We start from the raw sequence: 20,441 nt of genomic DNA, 5'->3' as shown, positions 1-20,441 counted from the left end.
GCAGGCGGCGATAAGGCACGGCGGCTACAGCGTGGTTGATCAGAAGAAGCTCAGGCCGACGTGGAACAGTTTCTCTACGTCGCGAATGTGTTTTTTATCCACAAGGAACAGGATCACGCGATCTCCGGCTTCGATCACCGTGTCGTCGTGGGCGATCAGCACTTCCTCATCGCGAATGATCGCGCCGATGGTGGTGCCCGGCGGCAGGCCGATGTTCTCGATGGCGCGGCCAATCACCTTGCTCGACTTGGCGTCGCCATGGGCAATGGCCTCGATGGCTTCCGCCGCGCCACGGCGCAGGGAGTGCACGCTGACGATGTCGCCGCGGCGCACGTGGGCCAGCAGGGTGCCGATGGTGGCCAGCTGCGGGCTGATGGCAATGTCGATGTCGCCGCCCTGGATCAGGTCGACATAGGCCGGGTTGTTGATGATGGTCATGACCTTCTTCGCCCCCAGGCGCTTGGCCAGCAGCGAGGACATGATGTTGGCTTCGTCGTCGTTGGTCAGGGCCAGGAAGATGTCGGCGTCGGCGATGTTCTCTTCCAGCAGCAGGTCGCGGTCCGAGGCGCTGCCCTGCAGCACCACGGTGCTGTCCAGGGTGTCGGACAGGTAGCGGCAGCGGGCCGGGTTCATCTCGATGATCTTCACCTGGTAGCGGCTCTCGATGGCCTCGGCCAGGCGCTCGCCGATCTGCCCGCCACCGGCGATGACGATGCGCTTGTAGGATTCCTCCAGGCGGCGCATCTCGCTCATCACCGCGCGGATGTGCGCCTTGGCGGCAATGAAGAACACCTCGTCGTCGGCCTCGATCACCGTGTCGCCCTTGGGCATGATCGGCCGGTCGCGACGGAAGATCGCCGCCACCCGGGTGTCGACGTTGGGCATGTGCTCGCGCAGCTGGCGCAGTTGCTGGCCCACCAGCGGGCCGCCGTAGTAGGCCTTGACCGCCACCAGTTGCGCCTTGCCTTCGGCGAAGTCGATCACCTGCAGGGCGCCGGGGTGCTCGATCAGGCGCTTGATGTAGTTGGTCACCACCTGCTCGGGGCTGATCAGCACGTCGACCGGGATCGCATCGTTGTCGAACAGCCCGGCGCGGGTCAGGTAGGCGGCTTCGCGGACCCGGGCGATCTTGGTCGGGGTGTGAAACAGGGTGTGGGCAACCTGGCAGGCGACCATGTTGGTTTCGTCGCTGTTGGTCACCGCCACCAGCATGTCGGCGTCGTCGGCACCGGCTTGGCGCAGCACGGTCGGGAAGGAGCCGCGGCCGTGCACGGTGCGGATGTCCAGGCGGTCGCCGAGGTCGCGCAGGCGTTCGCCGTCGGTGTCGACCACGGTGATGTCGTTGGCTTCGCTGGCCAAGTGTTCCGCCAGCGTGCCACCCACTTGCCCGGCGCCGAGGATGATGATTTTCATCCAGTCACTCCCTTAAAACCGTTTAGCCGCGTGCGGCGGCAATCTTGATCAGCTTGGCGTAGTAGAAGCCGTCGTGGCCGCCCTCTTGCGCCAGCAACTGGCGCCCGTGGGGCTGCTTGAGGCCGGCCGCAGGCTGCCCCAGTTGGCCGCCGATGTCCAATTCGCGAGCACCCGGGGTACGCGCCAGGAAGGCTTCGATGACCTCGGTGTTCTCGGTCGGCAGGGTCGAGCAGGTGGCGTAGAGCAGGATGCCGCCGACTTCCAGGGCCTGCCACATGGCATCCAGCAGTTCGCCTTGCAGTTGCGCCAGGGCGGCGATGTCTTCCGGCTGGCGGGTCAGCTTGATGTCCGGGTGGCGTCGGATCACCCCGGTGGCCGAACACGGTGCGTCCAGCAGGATCCGCTGGAACGGCTTGCCGTCCCACCAGGCCTGGGTGTCGCGGCCGTCGGCGGCGATCAATTGGGCATCCAGCCCCAGGCGGTCGAGGTTTTCCCGCACCCGCACCAGGCGCTTGGCCTCCAGGTCCACCGCCACCACGCCGGCCAGCTGCGGCTGCACTTCGAGGATGTGGCAGGTCTTGCCGCCGGGGGCGCAGCAGGCGTCCAGCACCCGTTGCCCCGGCGCCAGCTCCAGCAGCTCGGCGGCCAGTTGCGCGGCCTCGTCCTGCACGCTGATCCAGCCTTCGGCAAAGCCCGGCAGGCTGCGCACGTCGCCGGCCTCGTCGAGAACGATACCGTCCTGGCTGTAGACGCAGGCCTGGGCCGCCACGCCGGCAGCGCTCAGCAGTTGCAGGTAGGCGTCGCGCGAATGATGCCGGCGATTGACCCGCAGGATCATCGGCGGGTGGGCGTTGTTGGCGGCGCAGATGGCTTCCCATTGCTCGGGCCAGAAGGCCTTGAGGGATTTCTGCAGCCAGCGCGGGTGCGCGGTACGCACCACCGGGTCGTGTTCCAGCTCGGCCAGCAGCGCCTCGCTTTCGCGCTGGGCGCGGCGCAGCACGGCGTTGAGCAGGGCCTTGGCCCAGGGCTTTTTCAGCTTGTCGGCGCAACCCACGGTTTCGCCGATGGCGGCGTGGGCCGGCACGCGGGTGTAGAGCAACTGATAGAGGCCCACCAGCAGCAGCGCCTCGACATCGGCATCGGCGGTCTTGAACGGTTTCTGCAGCAGCTTGGTCGCCAGCGCCGACAGCCGCGGCTGCCAGCGCGCGGTGCCGAAGGCCAGGTCCTGGGTGAAGCCGCGATCCCGGGCTTCGACCTTGTCCAGTTGGGTCGGCAGCGAGCTGTTGAGCGAGGCCTTGCCGTTGAGTACCGCGGTCAGGGCCTTGGCGGCGGCCAGGCGCGGGTTCATTGGGCGTCCGCCGCTTGGCCGAGCACAGTGCCGAGGGCGAACTTCTCGCGGCGGCTGTTGAACAGGTCGCTGAAGTTCAGCGCCTTGCCGCCGGGCAGTTGCAGGCGGGTCAGGCACAGTGCCTGTTCCGCGCAGGCGACGAGCAGGCCGTCCTTGCTGGCGCCGAGGATCTGCCCCGGGGTGCCCTTGCCTTCGGCCAGGGTTGCGGCCAGGACTTTCAGGGCTTCGCCATTCAAGGTGCTGTGGCAGATCGGCCAGGGATTGAAGGCACGGATCAGGCGTTCCAGCTCCACGGCCGGGCGGTTCCAGTCGATGCGCGCCTCATCCTTGTTCAGCTTGTGGGCGTAGGTCGCCAGGCTGTCGTCCTGCACTTCACCTTCCAGGGTGCCGGCGGCCAGGCCTTCGATGGCTTGCAGCACGGCGGGCGGGCCCATTTCGGCCAGCCGGTCGTGCAGGCTGCCGCCGGTGTCTTCGGCGCTGATCGGGGTGCTGACCTTGAGCAGCATGGGCCCGGTGTCCAGGCCCGCTTCCATGCGCATCACGGTCACCCCGCTGTGCGCGTCGCCCGCTTCCACGGCGCGCTGGATCGGCGCCGCACCGCGCCAGCGTGGCAGCAGTGATGCGTGGCTGTTGATGCAGCCCAGGCGCGGGATATCCAGCACCACCTGGGGCAGGATCAGGCCGTAGGCCACCACCACCATCAGGTCCGGCTTGAGCGCCGCCAGTTCGGCCTGGGCCTCGGCATTGCGCAAGGTCGGCGGTTGCAGCACCGCAATGCCGTGCTCCAGGGCCAGTTGCTTGACCGGGCTGGGCATCAGCTTTTGCCCACGCCCGGCCGGACGGTCCGGTTGGGTGTAGACCGCGACGATCTGGTAAGGGCTGTCGAGCAGGGCCTTGAGGTGTTCAGCGGCGAATTCGGGGGTGCCGGCAAAGACGATGCGCATCATGGGTACTCGCTTAAAAAGGGGACGCAGGTGAAACGATCGCGGGCAAGCCCGCTCCTACACAAAACCACCATTGTAGGAGCGGGCTTGCCCGCGATGCACCACTGGATAAGGAATCAAGCCTGTTGGCGATGCTGCTTTTCCAGCTTCTTCTTGATCCGGTCACGCTTGAGCGTGGACAGGTAATCGACAAACAACTTGCCGTTCAGGTGGTCGCATTCGTGCTGGATGCACACCGCCAGCAAACCTTCGGCGATCAGTTCGTAAGGCTGGCCGTCACGGTCCAGGGCCTTGATCTTGACCCGCTGCGGGCGATCGACGTTTTCGTAGAAGCCCGGTACTGACAGGCAGCCTTCCTGATACTGGTCCATCTCGTCGGTCAGGGCTTCGAACTCGGGGTTGATGAACACCCGTGGCTCGCTGCGGTCTTCGGACAGGTCCATGACCACCACGCGTTTGTGCACGTTGACCTGGGTTGCCGCCAGACCGATGCCGGGGGCCTCATACATTGTTTCAAACATGTCGTCGACCAACTGACGCACTTCGTCGTCCACTACGGCCACTGGTTTGGCGATAGTGCGCAGGCGCGGATCAGGGAATTCGAGGATGTTTAAAATGGCCATAAGCGTAATTGCTACACGTGTGAAGTAAGGGCGGAGTCGGCGTTCACGCAGGTTCTGGACCTGGGTCGCCGATGCAAAACGTGCTCTGGGAGGGAGCGAGCCGCGCAGGCTCTGGCGTTTCACGCGAACGCACATAATAAAGGGATTCAGCCCATGAGGAAATCACTGTTCGCCCTGCTGGCGGTGGTCAGGAGCGGTGAACCCGTGCGCGACCCGGCTGGCCGCGGTGCCGTTGCAGAGCCCCGATGAGGCGGCCGGCTGGCTGAGGGTGTTTCGCCGCGACGACAGGCTTGGCCATGGTTGGGTACTCGCGGCCTCGCGCTCGCTGGCGCTGCTGGACAAGCTCCGGCGCCCCTGAGGAGGGTCGTTCCTCAACAAGTTACCAACAGAGTTATCCACAGCTTGTTCCAGCCTGGGCTGGAGCCCTGACGATCAAGGATGATCCATGTCGAACCCGATGACCGGCAGTATTTCCCCGGCGGAACTGGAGGCTCGCTTGCGCTTGCACGGCTTGCCCGAGCTCGGCCCCGTACGCTTTCAGCGCTTGCTTCAGGCGTTCGGTTGCGCCTCGAAAGCCCTGGCTGCGCCGGCCAGTGCCTGGCACTCGCTGGGCCTGCCGTTGGCCTGTAGCGAAGCCCGGCGCAGCAGCGAAGTGCGTGAGGGCGCCCGCCGCGCATTGGCCTGGATAGATAGCCAGGCCCAGCATTTATTGATGTGGGACCAGCCTGGCTACCCGCCTTTGCTGGCGCAGCTTGCCGACGCGCCGCCGCTGCTGTTCGTGGCTGGCGACCCTTCGATTCTCGAGTGGCCGCAGTTGGCGATGGTCGGCAGCCGTCGTGCTTCGCGGCCAGGGCTGGACAGCGCCGCGGCCTTTTCCCGAAGCCTGGCCGGTGCCGGTTTTGTCATCACCAGCGGCCTGGCCCTGGGCATTGATGGCGCTGCCCACCAGGCGGCGCTGGATGTCGGTGGGCGCACCGTGGGGGTGCTGGGCACCGGCCTGGAAAATTTTTATCCACAGCGGCATCGGGCCTTGGCCAGGGCCATGATCGACCAGGGCAGCGCGGTGGTTTCCGAGTTCCCGCTGGACACCCCCGCGCGCCCTGAACACTTCCCGCGGCGCAATCGAATCATCAGCGGCCTGTCTCTGGGCGTGCTGGTGGTGGAAGCCAGCGTCGCCAGCGGTTCGCTGATCACCGCCCGCCTGGCGGCGGAGCAAGGCCGCGAGGTGTATGCGATTCCCGGCTCGATCCACCACCCTGGCGCTCGGGGCTGCCATCAGTTGATCCGCGATGGCGCGGTGCTGGTGGAAAGCGTCCAGCATATTCTCGAAACCCTGACGGGCTGGCAAAACCTGCCGCCCAGCGCCGCGCCCCAGGCCGTGGCCAGCGCACACCCATTGCTGGCCCTGCTGCTGGCCGCGCCCCACAGCAGCGAAGCCTTGACCCGCGCCAGCGGCTGGCCCCTGCCGCGGGTGTTGGCGGCCCTGACCGAGCTTGAGCTTGAAGGCCGCGCGGTCCAGGAAAATGGGCATTGGTCTGCGCGTCTGAGCTAGGTTTTATAAGCAGGATCGGTAAACTGCGCACAGCTTTTATGTGGAGAGTCGGTAATGGTCAGCAGTTGGCGTGTGCAACAAGCCGCACGAGAGATTCGCGCAGGGGCGGTGATTGCCTATCCAACCGAAGCGGTCTGGGGCCTGGGGTGCGATCCGTGGAATGAAGAAGCGGTGGATCGCCTGCTGGCGATCAAGTCGCGGTCGGTGGACAAGGGCCTGATCCTGATCGCCGATAATATCCACCAGTTCGATTTCCTCTTCGAGGATTTCCCGGACACCTGGATCGATCGCATGTCCAGCACCTGGCCGGGGCCCAATACCTGGCTGGTGCCCCACCAGAACCTGTTGCCTGAATGGGTCACGGGGGTTCATGACACGGTGGCGCTGCGGGTCAGTGACCATCCGCTGGTGCGTGAGCTGTGCTCGCTGGTGGGCCCGCTGATCTCCACCTCGGCCAACCCCCAGGGGCGCCCGGCGGCGCGTACGCGGTTGCGCGTCGAGCAGTATTTCCGTGGGCAACTGGACCTGGTCCTGACTGGAAGCCTGGGTGGGCGCAAGAACCCGAGCCTGATCCGCGATCTGGCCACCGGCAAGGTGGTGCGGCCCTCCTGAGGCATCGGTGGCGAGGGCGCTTGCTCCCGCTCGGCCGGCCGGCGCCCCGGCGCGCAGCGGTCGTAAAGTCGGTTATCGCGGTGTTTCAGGCAGAGACGGGTCGCTGGTTTTGGGCTGGCTGCGCCATCCAGCGCGAGCAAGCTCGCTCGCCACAAGGGCCAGCCCGGTTTCCGGCAGCAGGTATTGACCTCAATCAGGCAAGAGCACCGTCGAACCCGTGGTGCGCCGCGCCGACAGCTCGATATGCGCCTTGGCCGCCTCCGCCAGGGCGAAGCGCTGGCCAATCTCGATCTTCAGCTTGCCGCTGGTAATCATGCCGAACAGGTCGTCGGCCATGCGTTGCAGGTTTTCGGCATTGTTGGCGTAGCTGGCCAGGGTTGGCCGGGTCACGTACAGCGAGCCCTTGGCCGAGAGAATCCCCAGGTTGACCCCGTCCACCGCGCCGGAGGCGTTGCCGAAGCTGACCATCAGCCCGCGCGGCGCCAGGCAGTCCAGGGAGGTCAGCCAGGTGTCCTTGCCCACGCCGTCGTAGACCACCGGGCACTTCTTGCCATCAGTCAATTCCAGTACCCGCTGGACCACGTCCTCATGGCTGTAGTCGATGGTTTCCCAGGCGCCCAGGGCCTTGGCGATGGCGGCTTTCTCCGGCGAGCTGACCGTGCCGATCAATTTCACCCCAAGGGCCTTGGCCCATTGGCAGGCCAGGGAGCCGACGCCACCGGCGGCTGCGTGGAACAGCACGGTTTCGCCGCCTTTGAGTTCGTAGGTCTGGCGCAGCAGGTACTGCACGGTCAGGCCCTTGAGCATCACCCCGGCCGCCTGTTCGAAGCTGATGGCGTCCGGCAGGTGCACCAGGTTGGCTTCCGGCAGCACGTGCACATCGCTGTAGGCGCCCAGTGGGCCGCTGCCATAGGCCACGCGGTCGCCGACCTTGAACCGGGTCACCGCGCTGCCCACCGCCTCGACCACGCCCGCGCCTTCGGCGCCCAGGCCCGAGGGCAGGGCCGGCGGTGCGTACAGGCCGCTGCGGAAATAGGTGTCGATGAAGTTCAGGCCGATGGCCTTGTTGTTGACGCGAACCTGTTGCGGGCCCGGTTCGGCGGGTTGGTAATCCACATACTCGAGTACTTCGGGGCCGCCATGGGCGCGGAACTGGATACGTTTGGCCATCTGTACTCACTCCTTGGTCGTCGCGTGAAAGGGTTCTATCGGACTCCTCTGCTTGACCTTCGTCAACTGCGGAGCGCCCCGGCGCGGTGTTATGCTACGCGCCCATTTGCGCCGGCCCGTGTTCCATCCCTAGCGCCGCGTAGTTTTGCCCGATTCAAGGTGATGCCATGACTACCCGCACCGAGGCCGTGAAAGCCTACCTGCTCGACCTGCAAGACCGCATTTGCGCTGCACTGGAAACCGAAGACGGTGGTGCGCGCTTCATCGAGGACGCCTGGACTCGCCCTGCCGGTGGCGGCGGACGCACCCGGGTGATCGGTGACGGCGCGGTGATCGAAAAGGGTGGGGTCAACTTTTCCCATGTGTTCGGCAGCGGCCTGCCGCCTTCGGCCAGTGCTCACCGGCCTGAGCTCGCCGGTCGCGGCTTCGAGGCCCTGGGCGTGTCCCTGGTGATCCACCCGCACAACCCCCACGTGCCGACCTCCCACGCCAACGTACGGTTCTTCATCGCCGAGAAGGAAGGCGAGGAGCCGGTCTGGTGGTTCGGTGGCGGTTTCGACCTGACCCCCTACTACGGCAACGTCGATGACTGCGTGCACTGGCACCGGGTCGCCGAGCGTGCCTGCGCGCCCTTTGGCGCCGATGTCTACCCACGCTACAAGGCCTGGTGCGACAGCTACTTCCACATCAAGCACCGCAATGAACCGCGGGGCATCGGCGGCCTGTTCTTCGACGACCTCAATGAGTGGGATTTTGACACCAGCTTCGCCTTCATGCGCGCCATCGGCGATGCCTACATCGAGGCCTACCTGCCCATCATTCAGCGCCGCAAGGCCTTGGCCTACACCGCCCAGCAGCGTGAGTTCCAGGAATTCCGCCGTGGCCGCTACGTGGAGTTCAACCTGGTCTACGACCGTGGCACCCTGTTCGGCCTGCAATCGGGCGGGCGCACCGAGTCGATCCTCATGTCGCTGCCGCCGCAAGTGCGCTGGGGCTACGACTGGAAGGCCGAGCCGGGCACAGAAGAAGCGCGCCTGACCGAGTACTTCCTGCAAGATCGCGACTGGCTGGCGGCCAGCAACTAAACCGCACCTACCGTGTAGGAGCCGGCTTGCCGGCGAAAAGGCCGTCACGGCGGGTGTTGAACACAGGAGGAACGATGGATCAGTACGTTGTCTTTGGTAATCCGATCGGCCACAGCAAGTCGCCGTTGATCCATCGGCTGTTCGCCCAGCAGACCGGCCAGCAGCTGGAGTACGACACCTTGCTGGCGCCCCTGGACGATTTCGCCGGCGCCGCTCGCCGTTTCTTCGCCCACGGGCGCGGGGCCAACGTCACGGTGCCGTTCAAGGAAGACGCCTATCGCCTGTGTGACAGCCTGACCGAACGCGCCCAGCGTGCCGGTGCGGTGAACACCCTGAGCAAGCAGGCCGATGGCCGCCTGCTGGGGGACAACACCGACGGCGCCGGGCTGGTACGCGACCTGACGGTGAACGCCGGGGTCAGCCTCAAGGGCAAGCGCATCCTCCTGCTGGGGGCCGGCGGCGCGGTGCGGGGCGCTCTGGAACCGCTGCTGGCGGAACAACCGGAAGCCGTGGTGATCGCCAACCGCACGGTGGAAAAGGCCGAGCGGCTGGCCGAGCTGTTCGCCGACCTGGGGCCGGTCTCGGCCAGTGGTTTCGATTGGTTGCAGGAGTCGGTGGACCTGATCATCAATGCCACCTCCGCCAGCCTGTCGGGCGAGCTGCCGCCGATTGCCAGCAGCCTGATCGAGCCGGGCAAGACCGTGTGCTACGACATGATGTACGCCAAGGAGCCGACGCCGTTCTGCCGCTGGGCCAGCGACCACGGCGCGGCGCGGGTGCTGGATGGCCTGGGCATGCTGGCCGAGCAAGCGGCGGAAGCCTTCTACCTGTGGCGCGGCGTACGCCCGGACAGCGCCCCGGTGCTGGCCGAACTGCGTCGCCAGCTGGCCCAGTAACCCCCTGAAGATCATGTGTGGCGAGGGAGCTTACTCCCGCTCGGCCGCGTAGCGGTCGTAAAGCCGGCTATCGCGGTGTTTCAGACAGAGACGGGGCGCGGGTCTTGGGCTGGCTGCACCATCCAGCGCGAGCAAGCTCGCTCGCCACAGGCAGCGCCCCGGCAGGCCGTGGGCTCAGTCTTCGAAGCGGATCGGGCAGTGCGCCGGCCCTTCCAGCCTGATCAATTCCTCCTTCACCGCCTGCCGCGCCCGGCGCAGGGTCAGGCTGCGGCCCTGACGCCGCAGTCGGCGCGCTTCCTGGTGCAGCATCGCCACCCCTGAATAGTCGATGAAGTTGATCTGCCGGGCGTCGATCACCAGTTTCGGTGCGTGGCAGCGCTGCAGGCGCACCTGCAGGTAATGGCTGGCGCCGAAGAAGATCGAGCCGCCCACCCGCAGGATGTCTTCGTCGCCTTCGCTGGACTGCTGCACCCGCGGTTGCGAAGTGCGCTTGAGGTAGAAGAACAGCGACGCCAGGACCCCGGCATAGATCGCGGTCTGCAACTCCAGGAGCAAGGTGGCGACACAGGTCAGGCTCATCACCACGAACTCGGCGCGGCTGACCCGGAACAGCGCGCGAATGCTCCGATGGTCCACCAGCCCCCAGCAGATCAGCAGGATGCTGCCGGCCATGGCCGGGATCGGGATATGCGCGATCAGCCCGGCGCCGGCCACGGCGAACAGCGCCACCCACAGCGCCGAGAACACCCCGGCCAGGGGCGAGCAGGCTCCGGCCTCGTAGCTCAGTCCGGAGCGGGTAAAGGACCCCGAGGACAGGTAGCCGGAGAAGAACGCGCCGACCATGTTCGACAGGCCCTGGGCGCGAATTTCCTGGTTGGCGTCCAGCAGTTGTTCCGAGCGCGCTGACAGCGAGCGGGCAATCGACAGGCTGGTCACCAGCCCCAGCATGCCCACCGCCACCGCGCTGGGCAGCAACCGCAGGATCAGTTCCAGGTCCAGTGGCAGTGGGCTCAGCGGCGGCAGCCGACCGACAAAGGCGCTGACCCGCTGCACATCGCCAAACAGCCCCGGCAACAGCCACGCCGCCAGGGTGCTGAGCACCAGGCAGATCAACAGGCTCGGCCAGCGCGGCGCCAACAGCTTCAGGGCAATACCCACCGCCAGGGTGGCCAGCCCCAGCAGCAGCGAAGGCCGGTCCACGGCACCCAGGTGTTGCAGCAACTGGCCCAGGCTATTCAGGGCCGTGGCCTGGTTCGGCAGATCCAGCCCCAGCAGGTTGGGCAACTGGCCAATGGCGATGACCACCGCCGCGCCGAGGGTGAAACCCAGCACCACCGAGTGCGAGACGAAGTTCACCAGGGCGCCGAAACGCAGCATCCCCAGCAGCCACTGAAAGACCCCGGCCAGCAGGGTCAGCAGCAGGATCAGGGTGATGTAGTCTTCGGACGCCGGCACCGCCAGGGGGCTGACGCTGGCGTACAGCACGATGGAAATCGCCGCCGTGGGGCCGCAGATCAGGTGCCACGACGAGCCCCAGAGGCAGGCGATCAGCACCGGGACGATGGCCGCGTACAGCCCGTATTCCGCCGGCAGGCCGGCGATCAGCGCGTAGGCGATGGATTGCGGCAGGGCGAGGATCGCACCGCTCAGGCCCACCAGCAGATCACGACCGACGCTGGCGCGGGTCTGGCGTGGCAGCCAGCCGAGAAAAGGCAGGAGTGAATGGCGGTTGGGCCAGGCCATGGTTGCTCACGGATGGGTGGATTCGAGGGGGCCAGGGTAAAGCATTGTCAGGCCTCGGGCATGTGCCGAGGCTGGCCCCTCGTCCCGGAGGAGCCGGCTTGCCGGCGAACGGCCGCTGGCTGGTGCTCTACAACATGCCCTTCACCGCGGCCAGGGCGTCCTTGCCGTCGAGGGTCCGGACCCCTTCCAGCCACTGCTCCAGCACCGCCGGGTTGGCCTTGATCCAGGCCTTGGCCGCGTCGGCATTGCTGAGTTTGCGGTTCACCACCTCGGCCATGATGCTGTTCTCCATGTCCTGGGTGAAACGCAGGTTGGACAGCAGCTTGCCGACATTCGGGCAGGCCTGTGCATAACCCTTGCGGGTCAGGGTGTAGACGCTGCCGCTGGCGCCGAAGTACTGCTCGCCGCCGGTGAGGTAGCGCATGTTCAGCTGCACGTTCATCGGGTGCGGGGTCCAGCCGAGGAAGGTGATGAAACGCTGCTTTTTCGTGGCCCGGGAGACTTCGGCGAGCATCGCCTGTTCGCTGGATTCGATCAGCTTCCACTGGCCCAGGCCGAACTGGTTGTGCTTGATGATTTGTTGCAGCGACAGGTTGGCCGGCGCGCCGGAACCGATGCCGTAGAGCTTCTTGTCGAACCGGTCGGCCAATCTGTTCAGGTCGGAAAAGTCATGCACCCCGGCCTCCCACACATAGTCCGGCACTGCCAGGGTGAATTCGGTGCCTTCAAGGTTCTTCGCCAGCTGGGTGACGTCGCCATTGGCCACGAACTTGTCGTAGAAGCCCTGCTGCGCCGGCATCCAGTTGCCCAGGAACACGTCCACCTGGCCATCCTTGAGGCCGCCGTAGGTAATGGGCACGGCCAGGGTGTCGATCTTGGCCTTGTAGCCCATGCCTTCGAGCAGGAAGCTGGCGATGGCGTTGGTCGCGGCGATGTCGCTCCAGCCCGGATCGGCCATCTTCACCGTCGCGCATGAGTCGGCCCAGGCGGATGCGCTGCCGAAGACCAGAAGCCCGAATGTCAGTGCTGTGGATAACCTTTGCATGCTCTTCCCCTCAGGTTTTATGGGTGTTGGCAGGGTTGTGGATAACGCGCCTTGCGCTCCAGATCGTCGAGGTCGATGTGGTTGCGCATGTACTGCGCACTGGCGTCTACCTGTGGCTGGTGGTCCCAGCTCTTGCGCGTGCCCCGGTTCAGGGCGTCGGCCACCAGTCGGCGGCGGCGCTGGCTGGCCAGGACCTGTTGGTGAATGGCCGGGATGTCCCACTTGGCCCGGGCCTCGGCGAGGAAGGCGTCGAACAGCGCGCGGTGCCCGGCCGACCGGCTGAGGTCGACGCGCTCTTGCGGGTCGTTGGCGACATCGAAGAGCAGGCACGGGTCGTCTTCGCTGTAGATGAATTTGTAGGCGCCGCGACGAATCATCATCAGCGGGCTGAGGGTGCCTTCGGCCATGTACTCGCCGAACACTTCATCGTGGCCGCCCTGCCCTTGCAGGTGCGGGACCAGGGAGCGGCCGTCCAGGGGCAGGTTGGGCTCCACATGGCCGCCGGCCAGTTCCACCAGGGTCGGCAGCAGGTCGGCGGTGGACACCGCGGCGCCGACCCGCCCGGCGGCGAACTGCCCCGGTGCCCAGATCAGCAGCGGCACCCGGGCAGCCATTTCGAACCAGTGCATTTTGTACCAGAGGCCGCGTTCGCCGAGCATGTCGCCGTGGTCGCCGGAAAACACGATCAGCGTGTCGTCCGCCAGCCCGGTGTCTTCCAGGGTCTGCAGCAGCGTGCCGACGTTGCTGTCGATGTAGCTGCAGGCGCCGAAGTAGGCACGCCGTGCGTCGCGGATCTTATCCACAGGCAGCGGCTTGTCCCACAGGTCGTAGACCTTGAGCAGGCGCTGGGAATGCGGGTCCAGCTCGCTCTGGGGCGGGGTCTGGGGCAAGGGGATTTCGTCGTCGCGGTACAGCTCCCAGAAGGCCTTGGGAATGGTGTACGGGTCGTGGGGGTGGGTCATGGAAACCGTCAGGCAGAACGGTTGGTCGCCGGCTTCGCGCACATGGTCGAACAGGTACTGCCGGGCCTTGAACACCACCTCTTCGTCGAAATCCAGTTGGTTGGTGCGCACGCAAGGGCCGGCCTGCAGCACCGAGGACATGTTGTGGTACCAGCTGGGGCGCACCTCGGGCTGGTCCCAGTTCACCGCCCAGCCGTAGTCGGCGGGGTAGATGTCGGTGGTCAGGCGCTCTTCGTAGCCGTGCAACTGGTCCGGGCCGCAGAAGTGCATCTTGCCCGACAGCGCGGTGCGGTAGCCCAGGCGCCGCAGGTAGTGGGCATAGGTGGGCACGTCGGCGGGGAAGTCGGCGGCGTTGTCGTAGGCGCCGATCTTGCTCGGCAACTGGCCGCTGACCAGGGTGAAGCGCGAGGGTGCGCACAGCGGGCTGTTGCAGTAGGCGGCGTCGAACACCACGCCCTGGGCGGCCAGGCGGCTGAGGTGCGGCAGCTTGATCGGCGATGGACCGTAGAACGGCAGCAAGGGCGCGGCCATCTGGTCGGCCATGATGAAAAGAATGTTCTTGCGCTTCATGGGCTCGCGGCATTCCATAGTCGATGGTTATGCGAAAGTGCTGCAATCGAGCATGGATTCCATGCCTTTGGCGGTAAAGCCCATGCACGGCAATGACTAGGATAAGCAACGCTTATGTATGAAGCCCTTGGTGACCTGTCCCTGGACCTGCTCCGGGTGTTTGAAGCGGCCGCGCGTCTGCGCAGCTTCACCGCCGCGGCGGTGGAACTGGGGACCACCCAGCCGGCCATCAGCCAGCAGATCAAGCGCCTGGAAGAGCAACTGGCGGTGCGCCTGTTCGACCGCATCTACCGGGGCATCGAGCTGACCGAGTCCGGCGCGCTGTTGCTGGAGCAGGTACAGGTCGGTTTGCAGAGCATCGATGCCGGCCTCAGCGCCCTCAGCCAGCAGCATCAGCACGAGGTGTTGCAGGTGGCCACGGATTTCGCGTTTGCCGCCTATTGGCTGATGCCACGCCTGCACCGCTTTCATCAGGCCAACCCGCAGGTGGATGTCAGCCTGGTGACCAGCGAGCGCAGCCACAGCATGTTGCGCAGCGATATCGACGTGGCGGTGCTGTTCGGCGAAGGGCGTTTCAAGCAAGGGGAAAGCCACTGGCTGTTCAGTGAGGAAGTGTTTCCGGTGTGCAGCCCGCTGCTGCTCAAGGACCGCGCCGCGCCGCTGCCTGCGCGCTCGCTGCTGGAGCTGCCGCTGCTGCACCTGCGGGGCGAGAACAGCAGCCACTGGTTCGATTGGAGCGGGGTGTTTCGCGAGCTGGGCCTGGCCGGCGCCCCGGCCCCGGGGCAACTGCGCTTCGACAACTACACGCTGCTGATCCAGGCAGCCATTGGCGGCCAGGGCGTGGCCATCGGCTGGCGTCACCTGGTGGACGACCTGCTGGAGCAGGGCCTGCTGTGTCGGCCGATCACCGAGCGAGCGCTGTCCGGCTACGGCTACTACGTGGTGCTGCCGCAGCGTAAGCGTCGTGGCCCGTTGATCCAGCGTTTCGTCGACTGGCTGATGGCCGAACAGGCCGACAGCGCCCAATCCCTCAAGGGGCTGGCGTTGCCGTCCATCGCTCTGTAGGCGGCTCATGGCACCATGGCGCGTGCACCGCGCTGGCCTGGGCCAGGACAATTTCATGAGGATTTCGACATGCAACGGATCAAGGGCTATCACGCCCATGTCTATTTCGACGCCAGCACCATCGATCAGGCCCGGGCCTTGTGCGAGCAGGCGGCGCAATTGTTCCCGCTGAAAATGGGCCGGGTTCACGAACGGCCAGTGGGGCCGCATCCGGACTGGAGTTGCCAGCTGGCGTTCAAGCCGGCGCTGTTCGCCGAGCTGGTGCCCTGGCTGATGCTCAATCGCCAGGGCCTGGTGGTGCTGGTGCACCCGATCACCGGCAGCGACCTGCGCGATCATCGCGATTACCCGATGTGGATGGGGGCGACCCGGCCGCTGGATCTCTCGGACCTCAGCGACGGGTCTGTGGACTATCAGCTCTAGGCTTCAGCCCAGGGCTTGCAGCACCTCCTCGGCGGCCCGTTCACCGGCCCGTACCGCGCCCTCGAGGTAGCCGCACCAGACGTCGGAGGTTTCACAGCCCGCCCAGTGCAGGCTGCCCACGGCGGGCCGCAGGTGCTGGCCATAGCGGCTGAGCACCTGCGGCTTGAGGGCGGTGACGCAGCCGGCACTCCAGGGTTCGCGCGACCAGTCCTGCTCGACATACCCCAGCGGCTGCCGCGCCGCCTCGCCAAACAGGGCCACCAGCTCTGCCAGCACCCGGGCGCGGCGTTGCTGCGGCTGGTCCCGCAGAACCTGCGGGTCGACGAACGCCAGCAGCACCCCGCCCCGGGCCGGATCGCCCGTGCTGTCGAAGGTCACCTGGACCAGGCCGCGGTCATTGCTGCTGGCGCCGCTGAGGCCGGCGTCGCGCCAGAACGGCCGCGAATAGTGCAGGTGCACTTTCATGCCGCTGTAGCCGCTCCAGTTTTCCTGCAGCGCCTGGCGCCCCGCCGGCAGCGGCGGCGAGAACTCGATCCGGCGGACATCGGCCGGCATCATCGCCACTATGGCGCGGCGGGCCCGGATCAGGCCCTGGCGGCAGTGCAGGAGCAGCGACTGGTCGTCGCGGGTGACGATGCGCTGTACCGGGCAATCCAGCCGCAGCCGGCCGTCCAACTGCTCGGCCAGGCGCAGGGATAGCGCCTGGGCACCGCCCTGCAACCGATACTGCTGGGCCTGTTCGTCCAGGGCGTCGAAGCCCCCGGCAGAGGCCAGGTAGAACAGCAGCCAGAGCAGCGAGACTTGCCCCGGTTCGGTGCTCAGGGTGGTGCCGATGGTGCTGGCGACGGCTTCCCGTGCGGCTTCGCTCAAGCCTTCGCGGTCCATCCAGGCTTCGACGCTCAGGGCATCCAGCGCCGCCGCGTCGGGCGCCAGCCAGGGCGCGCTGCCGGGCACGTGGTCCGCCATGGCTTCCAGGCGCCTTTGCACGTCCTGGCGCTCGCGGCGTGCCTGGGCGTCATCCCGCGGGCCGTCGCCCAGGACCACCGGCTCGCCTTCGTCGTATTGCTCCAGCAGCGGGATATCCAGCTCCCGGGCCAGTTCCAGCACCCGGCACTGGCTGGCGCCTATCCACTGGCCGCCGCCATCCACCCACAGGTTGTCGCCGATGGCCTGGTTCCAGGTACGCCCGCCTACCCGGTCGCGGGCCTCCAGGACCAGCACCCGCAGGCCCGCGTCCTGCAGGGCGCGGGCGGCCACCAGCCCGGACAGGCCCGCGCCGACCACAGCCACGTCGACTTCCGCCGGCCCCGGGCCGCCCGGGACACCGGCAGCGCCAGGCTGGTCGTGATGGGCAGCCAGCAGCTGCCGAGAAAAACCCACAGGATTCATCAGTTGATAGCGCATGTTACCTCCACTTGGTAACCAAGTTGCCACAGCCAAAAAAAGACCGCGTCCAGCGGTCGGGGTGAAAGGGTCAGCCTCGGGAAGTGCGCACCGAAGCCAGGTAATAGGGCAAGGGGTCCTGCCGGCTCGACAACTGCCTGGCCAGGGTCAGGTAGAACCAGCGCACGGTCTGGGGCTCGCCTTCCTGCGGTTGGGCCTTGTCGCTCCAGCGTTGCCAGAGGGCCATCTCCATTTGCAGGATGCGATTCTTCCCGGCCGCGGTAACGGCCTGCCAGAAGCGCTGGCTCAAGTGTTCGGCCTGTTGCGGGTCCAGGTCATCGGGATAGGCCTCCACCAACTGCAGCAGGCGTTGGCGCTGCTGGTCGCTGGCATGGCGCGCGGCAGCCTCCAGCAGCCCGGTGGCATACAGTTCCTGGTATTCGGCCAGGTCCTGCAGCAGGTCGCGGGCGGCGTCCGATTGCAGCTTGTCGGCGTGCCTTAGCAGCAGTTCCAGTACCCGGGCGTCGGCCTTGGCCGGATCGCAAACCTTGCTTGCGCCGCCCTGGCGGACTTCCACCAGGCCCAGGTCCTTGAGCTTGTGCACCGCCTGGCGCACGGTGATCCGCGAAACCCCGTAGCGCTCGGCCAGCAGGCGTTCGGCAGGCAGGGCTTCGCCCGGGGCCAGCAGGCCGTCGAAGATTTCCACGAACAGGCCCTGCAGCGCAGCGTCGCTGGCGTGTTCGGCGGTTGGGGGCGGAGTGTCGTCGAGAGTGTTCATGGGTGGAAAATTTACTTGGTTACCAAGTTAAGTCAAGGTCATTCCCAAGCATTTTTCCACGCGGTGCCGGGGGCTGGCAGGCCCCCAGGCCCCCAGGCCCCCAGGCCCCGCGAGGCGTCAGTAGAGCACGCCGTCGAGGATCTCGTAGACGATGCCGCTGCCGACTTCGATCAGGAAGATATCGCCCCCCATGCGCCGCCATTCATAGCCGCGGTACACCGGCAGGCGTGACAGGGCGCGAGGGTCCAGGCGTTCGCCGTAGTAGCCGCGTGGCAGCGGCTGGCCGCGCATCAGGCGGATGCCGGGAGGTGGCGGTGCACCCCGCACGAAGTAGCCGTGATTGTCGTGGATGGTCTGGCGTACCGGGCCGAAATCCCGCGGTGGGCCGCCGCGGCGATCATCCCCGGGCCCGCGATGTTCATTGCCGCGGTTGTCCCAATGGCCCTGCGGTGGGCCGCCGCGATCATGATCACCACGTTCGTCGGCCATGACGTGTAGCAACGGGCTGGCGCTGAGCATCAGCACTGCAGCACCGGCTATCAGACGCTTGGGCATTTTCATCAGGTATTCCTCGCAGCACAAACAGCAAAAAGGGTTTCAGAGCGGTGGCTCTGAAACCCTCGGTCTTGCCTGTTTAGTGTGTCTGCGCGGGCGCTAATTCCTCTGTATCAGGAACTTTACCCTCAGCTGACACGGGCCTGACGTACGCCCTCGGCCAGGGCCGCGCACAGGCTCAGGACACCGTCCACCGCTTGCTCGGAAGACTCGGCATGGGCGATCTGGTCGATCAGCGCCGAGCCCACCACCACGCCGTCTGCCAGCCGGGCGATGGCCGCGGCCTGCTCCGGGGTGCGGATGCCGAAACCGATGCTGATCGGCAGCTCGGTGTGGCGGCGCAGGCGGGCCACGGCTTCTTCCACGTGCTCCAGGGTGGCGGCGCCGGCACCGGTGACTCCGGCCACCGAGACGTAGTAGACGAAGCCGGAGCTGCCGTCGAGAACCTTCGGCAGGCGTGCATCGTCGGTGGTCGGTGTGGTCAGGCGGATGAAGTCGATGCCGGCGGCCTGGGCCGGGTCGCACAGTTCGCTGTTATGTTCCGGCGGCATGTCCACCACGATCAGGCCATCGACCCCGGCAGCCTTGGCGTCGGCAATGAAGCGCGGCACGCCGTAGTGGTGGATCGGGTTGAAGTAGCCCATCAGCACCAGCGGGGTGTCGCTGTTGCCCGCGCGGAATTCGCGAACCATCTGCAGGGTTTTCGCCAGATTTTGCTTGGCGCCCAGGGCGCGGATGTTGGCCAGCTGGATCGCCGGGCCGTCGGCCATCGGGTCGGTGAAGGGCATGCCCAGCTCGATCACGTCGGCGCCCGCCGCGGGCAGGCCCTTGAGGATCGCCAGGGAGGTGTCGTAGTTCGGGTCGCCAGCGGTGACGAAGGTCACCAGGGCGGCGCGGTTGGCTTCCTTCAGCTCGGCAAAGCGGGTTTGCAGGCGGCTCATCAGTGTTTCTCCTGCTGCGACTGTTGCATGTGGTGCATGACGGTTTGCATGTCTTTGTCGCCACGGCCCGAGAGGTTGACCACCATCAGGTGATCCTTGGGCAGGGTCGGCGCGCGCTTGAACACTTCGGCCAGGGCGTGGGCGCTTTCCAGGGCCGGGATGATGCCCTCCAGGCGGCAGCACTGGTGGAACGCGGCCAGGGCTTCGTCGTCGGTCACCGAGGTGTATTCGACGCGGCCGATATCGTGCAACCAGGCGTGTTCCGGGCCGATGCCGGGGTAGTCGAGGCCGGCGGAAATCGAATGGGCGTCGATGATCTGGCCATCGTCGTCCTGCAGCAGGAAGGTGCGGTTGCCGTGCAGCACGCCCGGTACGCCGCCGTTGAGGCTGGCGGCATGCTTGCCGGTCTCGATGCCGTAGCCGGCGGCTTCGACGCCAATGATCTGCACGCTTTTATCGTCGAGGAACGGGTGGAACAGGCCCATGGCGTTGGAACCGCCACCGATGCACGCCACCAGGCTGTCCGGCAGGCGGCCTTCCTGGGCTTGCATCTGCTCGCGGGTTTCCTTGCCGATCACTGCCTGGAAGTCGCGGACCATGGCCGGGTACGGGTGCGGGCCGGCCACGGTGCCGATCAGGTAGAAAGTGCTGTCGACGTTGGTCACCCAGTCGCGCAGGGCTTCGTTCATCGCGTCCTTGAGGGTGCCGGTGCCGGCCACTACCGGGATCACTTCGGCGCCCAGCAGCTTCATGCGGAACACGTTGGCTTGCTGGCGCTCGATGTCGGTGGTGCCCATGTAGATCACGCAGTCCAGGCCGAAGCGCGCGGCCACGGTGGCGGTGGCCACGCCGTGCATGCCGGCGCCGGTCTCGGCGATGATGCGTTTCTTGCCCATGCGCCGGGCCAGGAGGATCTGGCCGATGCAGTTGTTGATCTTGTGCGCGCCGGTGTGGTTCAGCTCTTCACGCTTGAGGTAGATCTTGGCGCCGCCGCAGTGCTCGGTCAGGCGCTCGGCGAAGTACAGCGGGCTTGGGCGGCCGACGTAGTCGCGCTGGAAGTAGGCCAGCTCCTTGAGGAACTCGGGATCTTCCTTGGCCTTTTCGTATTCGCGGGCCAGGTCGAGGATCAGCGGCATCAGGGTTTCGGCCACGTAACGGCCGCCGAACGTGCCGAACAGGCCGTTGTCGTCAGGGCCATTGCGTAAGTGGGACTGGGTCATTGCAGCGCTCCCGGGCAAGGGTGGGGAAAGACAGATTCGTGGAAGGACAATGGAGCCCACTCTACCCCTGACACCCGGTGCTGAAAACCGATAAGATCGCCACAACCTGTCAG

Annotated in this window: 19 protein-coding genes; 6 read left to right on the top strand and 13 right to left on the bottom strand. The window is 66.3% G+C overall.

Translation table 11 applies throughout. From position 1 onward, the window contains the following. Window positions 1-39: 39 nt before the first annotated feature. The 4 genes from trkA to def form a co-directional block, all read right to left on the bottom strand. Window positions 40-1,413: a Trk system potassium transporter TrkA gene (trkA, locus tag LXM55_RS12205; RefSeq protein WP_233320612.1), complete on the bottom strand. Its 1,374-nt coding sequence runs from the start codon at window positions 1,411-1,413 to the stop codon at window positions 40-42. A 22-nt stretch (window positions 1,414-1,435) separates the two neighbouring features. Further along, on the bottom strand, window positions 1,436-2,761 hold the full coding sequence (rsmB, locus tag LXM55_RS12200) for a 16S rRNA (cytosine(967)-C(5))-methyltransferase RsmB (RefSeq protein WP_233320611.1): 1,326 nt from the start codon (window positions 2,759-2,761) through the stop codon (window positions 1,436-1,438). After that, complete coding sequence (gene fmt, locus LXM55_RS12195; RefSeq protein ID WP_233320610.1) at window positions 2,758-3,708, bottom strand: methionyl-tRNA formyltransferase; 951 nt, start codon at window positions 3,706-3,708, stop codon at window positions 2,758-2,760. Before fmt ends, rsmB begins: the two co-directional genes overlap by 4 nt. 113 nt (window positions 3,709-3,821) lie before the next feature. Continuing rightward, window positions 3,822-4,328, bottom strand: a complete 507-nt coding sequence (gene def / locus LXM55_RS12190; protein ID WP_011058411.1) for a peptide deformylase — start codon at window positions 4,326-4,328, stop codon at window positions 3,822-3,824. A gap of 445 nt (window positions 4,329-4,773) precedes the next feature. Between def and dprA the strand changes: the two genes are divergently transcribed. Both dprA and LXM55_RS12180 read left to right on the top strand, forming a co-directional pair. Then, a complete protein-coding gene (gene dprA, locus LXM55_RS12185; protein ID WP_233320609.1) occupies window positions 4,774-5,880 on the top strand; it encodes a DNA-processing protein DprA in 1,107 nt (368 codons plus the stop codon). Window positions 5,881-5,934: 54 nt separating this feature from the next. Continuing rightward, complete coding sequence (locus LXM55_RS12180; RefSeq protein WP_233320608.1) at window positions 5,935-6,492, top strand: L-threonylcarbamoyladenylate synthase; 558 nt, start codon at window positions 5,935-5,937, stop codon at window positions 6,490-6,492. Window positions 6,493-6,681: 189 nt separating this feature from the next. On the opposite strand, the gene LXM55_RS12175 is transcribed toward LXM55_RS12180, so the two are convergent. After that, the gene (locus LXM55_RS12175; RefSeq protein ID WP_233320607.1) at window positions 6,682-7,662 is read right to left on the bottom strand and encodes an NADPH:quinone reductase; all 981 of its coding nucleotides are present in this window, start codon (window positions 7,660-7,662) and stop codon (window positions 6,682-6,684) included. Between the two features lie 167 nt (window positions 7,663-7,829). Between LXM55_RS12175 and hemF the strand changes: the two genes are divergently transcribed. Both hemF and aroE read left to right on the top strand, forming a co-directional pair. Further along, window positions 7,830-8,747, top strand: coding sequence for an oxygen-dependent coproporphyrinogen oxidase (hemF, locus tag LXM55_RS12170; protein WP_233320606.1), 918 nt, complete (start codon window positions 7,830-7,832; stop codon window positions 8,745-8,747). A gap of 74 nt (window positions 8,748-8,821) precedes the next feature. Beyond that, window positions 8,822-9,643, top strand: a complete 822-nt coding sequence (aroE, locus tag LXM55_RS12165) for a shikimate dehydrogenase (protein WP_233320605.1) — start codon at window positions 8,822-8,824, stop codon at window positions 9,641-9,643. Window positions 9,644-9,817: 174 nt separating this feature from the next. Here the strand turns inward: aroE and LXM55_RS12160 are convergent, their stop codons facing one another. From LXM55_RS12160 to betC, 3 genes are all read right to left on the bottom strand, one after another. Next, window positions 9,818-11,386 carry a SulP family inorganic anion transporter gene (locus LXM55_RS12160; RefSeq protein WP_233320604.1) on the bottom strand — a complete coding sequence of 523 codons (1,569 nt, stop codon included), beginning with the start codon at window positions 11,384-11,386 and terminating at the stop codon, window positions 9,818-9,820. Window positions 11,387-11,513: 127 nt separating this feature from the next. Further along, window positions 11,514-12,431, bottom strand: a complete 918-nt coding sequence (gene choX / locus LXM55_RS12155) for a choline ABC transporter substrate-binding protein (protein WP_233320603.1) — start codon at window positions 12,429-12,431, stop codon at window positions 11,514-11,516. Window positions 12,432-12,448: 17 nt separating this feature from the next. After that, entirely contained in the window at window positions 12,449-13,963 is a 1,515-nt protein-coding gene (gene betC / locus LXM55_RS12150; RefSeq protein WP_233320602.1) for a choline-sulfatase, read from the bottom strand. 114 nt (window positions 13,964-14,077) lie between these two features. Here betC and LXM55_RS12145 point away from each other — a divergent pair, with 114 nt between their 5' ends. Together LXM55_RS12145 and LXM55_RS12140 are read left to right on the top strand one after the other, a co-directional pair. After that, entirely contained in the window at window positions 14,078-15,028 is a 951-nt protein-coding gene (locus LXM55_RS12145) for a choline sulfate utilization transcriptional regulator (protein WP_233320601.1), read from the top strand. A 69-nt stretch (window positions 15,029-15,097) separates the two neighbouring features. Continuing rightward, a complete protein-coding gene (locus LXM55_RS12140; protein ID WP_233320600.1) occupies window positions 15,098-15,451 on the top strand; it encodes a DOPA 4,5-dioxygenase family protein in 354 nt (117 codons plus the stop codon). A gap of 3 nt (window positions 15,452-15,454) precedes the next feature. Here the strand turns inward: LXM55_RS12140 and LXM55_RS12135 are convergent, their stop codons facing one another. The 5 genes from LXM55_RS12135 to trpB all read right to left on the bottom strand — a co-directional run bounded on the left by LXM55_RS12135 (window position 15,455) and on the right by trpB (window position 20,328). Then, the gene (locus LXM55_RS12135; protein WP_325169896.1) at window positions 15,455-16,855 is read right to left on the bottom strand and encodes a flavin monoamine oxidase family protein; all 1,401 of its coding nucleotides are present in this window, start codon (window positions 16,853-16,855) and stop codon (window positions 15,455-15,457) included. 70 nt (window positions 16,856-16,925) lie between these two features. Further along, window positions 16,926-17,612: a FadR/GntR family transcriptional regulator gene (locus LXM55_RS12130; RefSeq protein WP_233320599.1), complete on the bottom strand. Its 687-nt coding sequence runs from the start codon at window positions 17,610-17,612 to the stop codon at window positions 16,926-16,928. 117 nt (window positions 17,613-17,729) lie between these two features. Further along, on the bottom strand, window positions 17,730-18,173 hold the full coding sequence (locus LXM55_RS12125) for an RcnB family protein (RefSeq protein ID WP_233320598.1): 444 nt from the start codon (window positions 18,171-18,173) through the stop codon (window positions 17,730-17,732). Window positions 18,174-18,295: 122 nt separating this feature from the next. Further along, the gene (gene trpA / locus LXM55_RS12120) at window positions 18,296-19,108 is read right to left on the bottom strand and encodes a tryptophan synthase subunit alpha (protein WP_233320597.1); all 813 of its coding nucleotides are present in this window, start codon (window positions 19,106-19,108) and stop codon (window positions 18,296-18,298) included. Next, complete coding sequence (gene trpB / locus LXM55_RS12115; RefSeq protein ID WP_233320596.1) at window positions 19,108-20,328, bottom strand: tryptophan synthase subunit beta; 1,221 nt, start codon at window positions 20,326-20,328, stop codon at window positions 19,108-19,110. The genes trpA and trpB overlap by 1 nt, the downstream gene beginning before the upstream one ends. Window positions 20,329-20,441: the final 113 nt, after the last annotated feature.

Origin of the sequence: Pseudomonas sp. Au-Pse12, assembly GCF_021341665.1 — a bacterium.
In the GTDB taxonomy this organism is placed as follows: Bacteria; Pseudomonadota; Gammaproteobacteria; order Pseudomonadales; family Pseudomonadaceae; genus Aquipseudomonas.
This window is presented reverse-complemented; position numbering and strand designations above follow the sequence as displayed.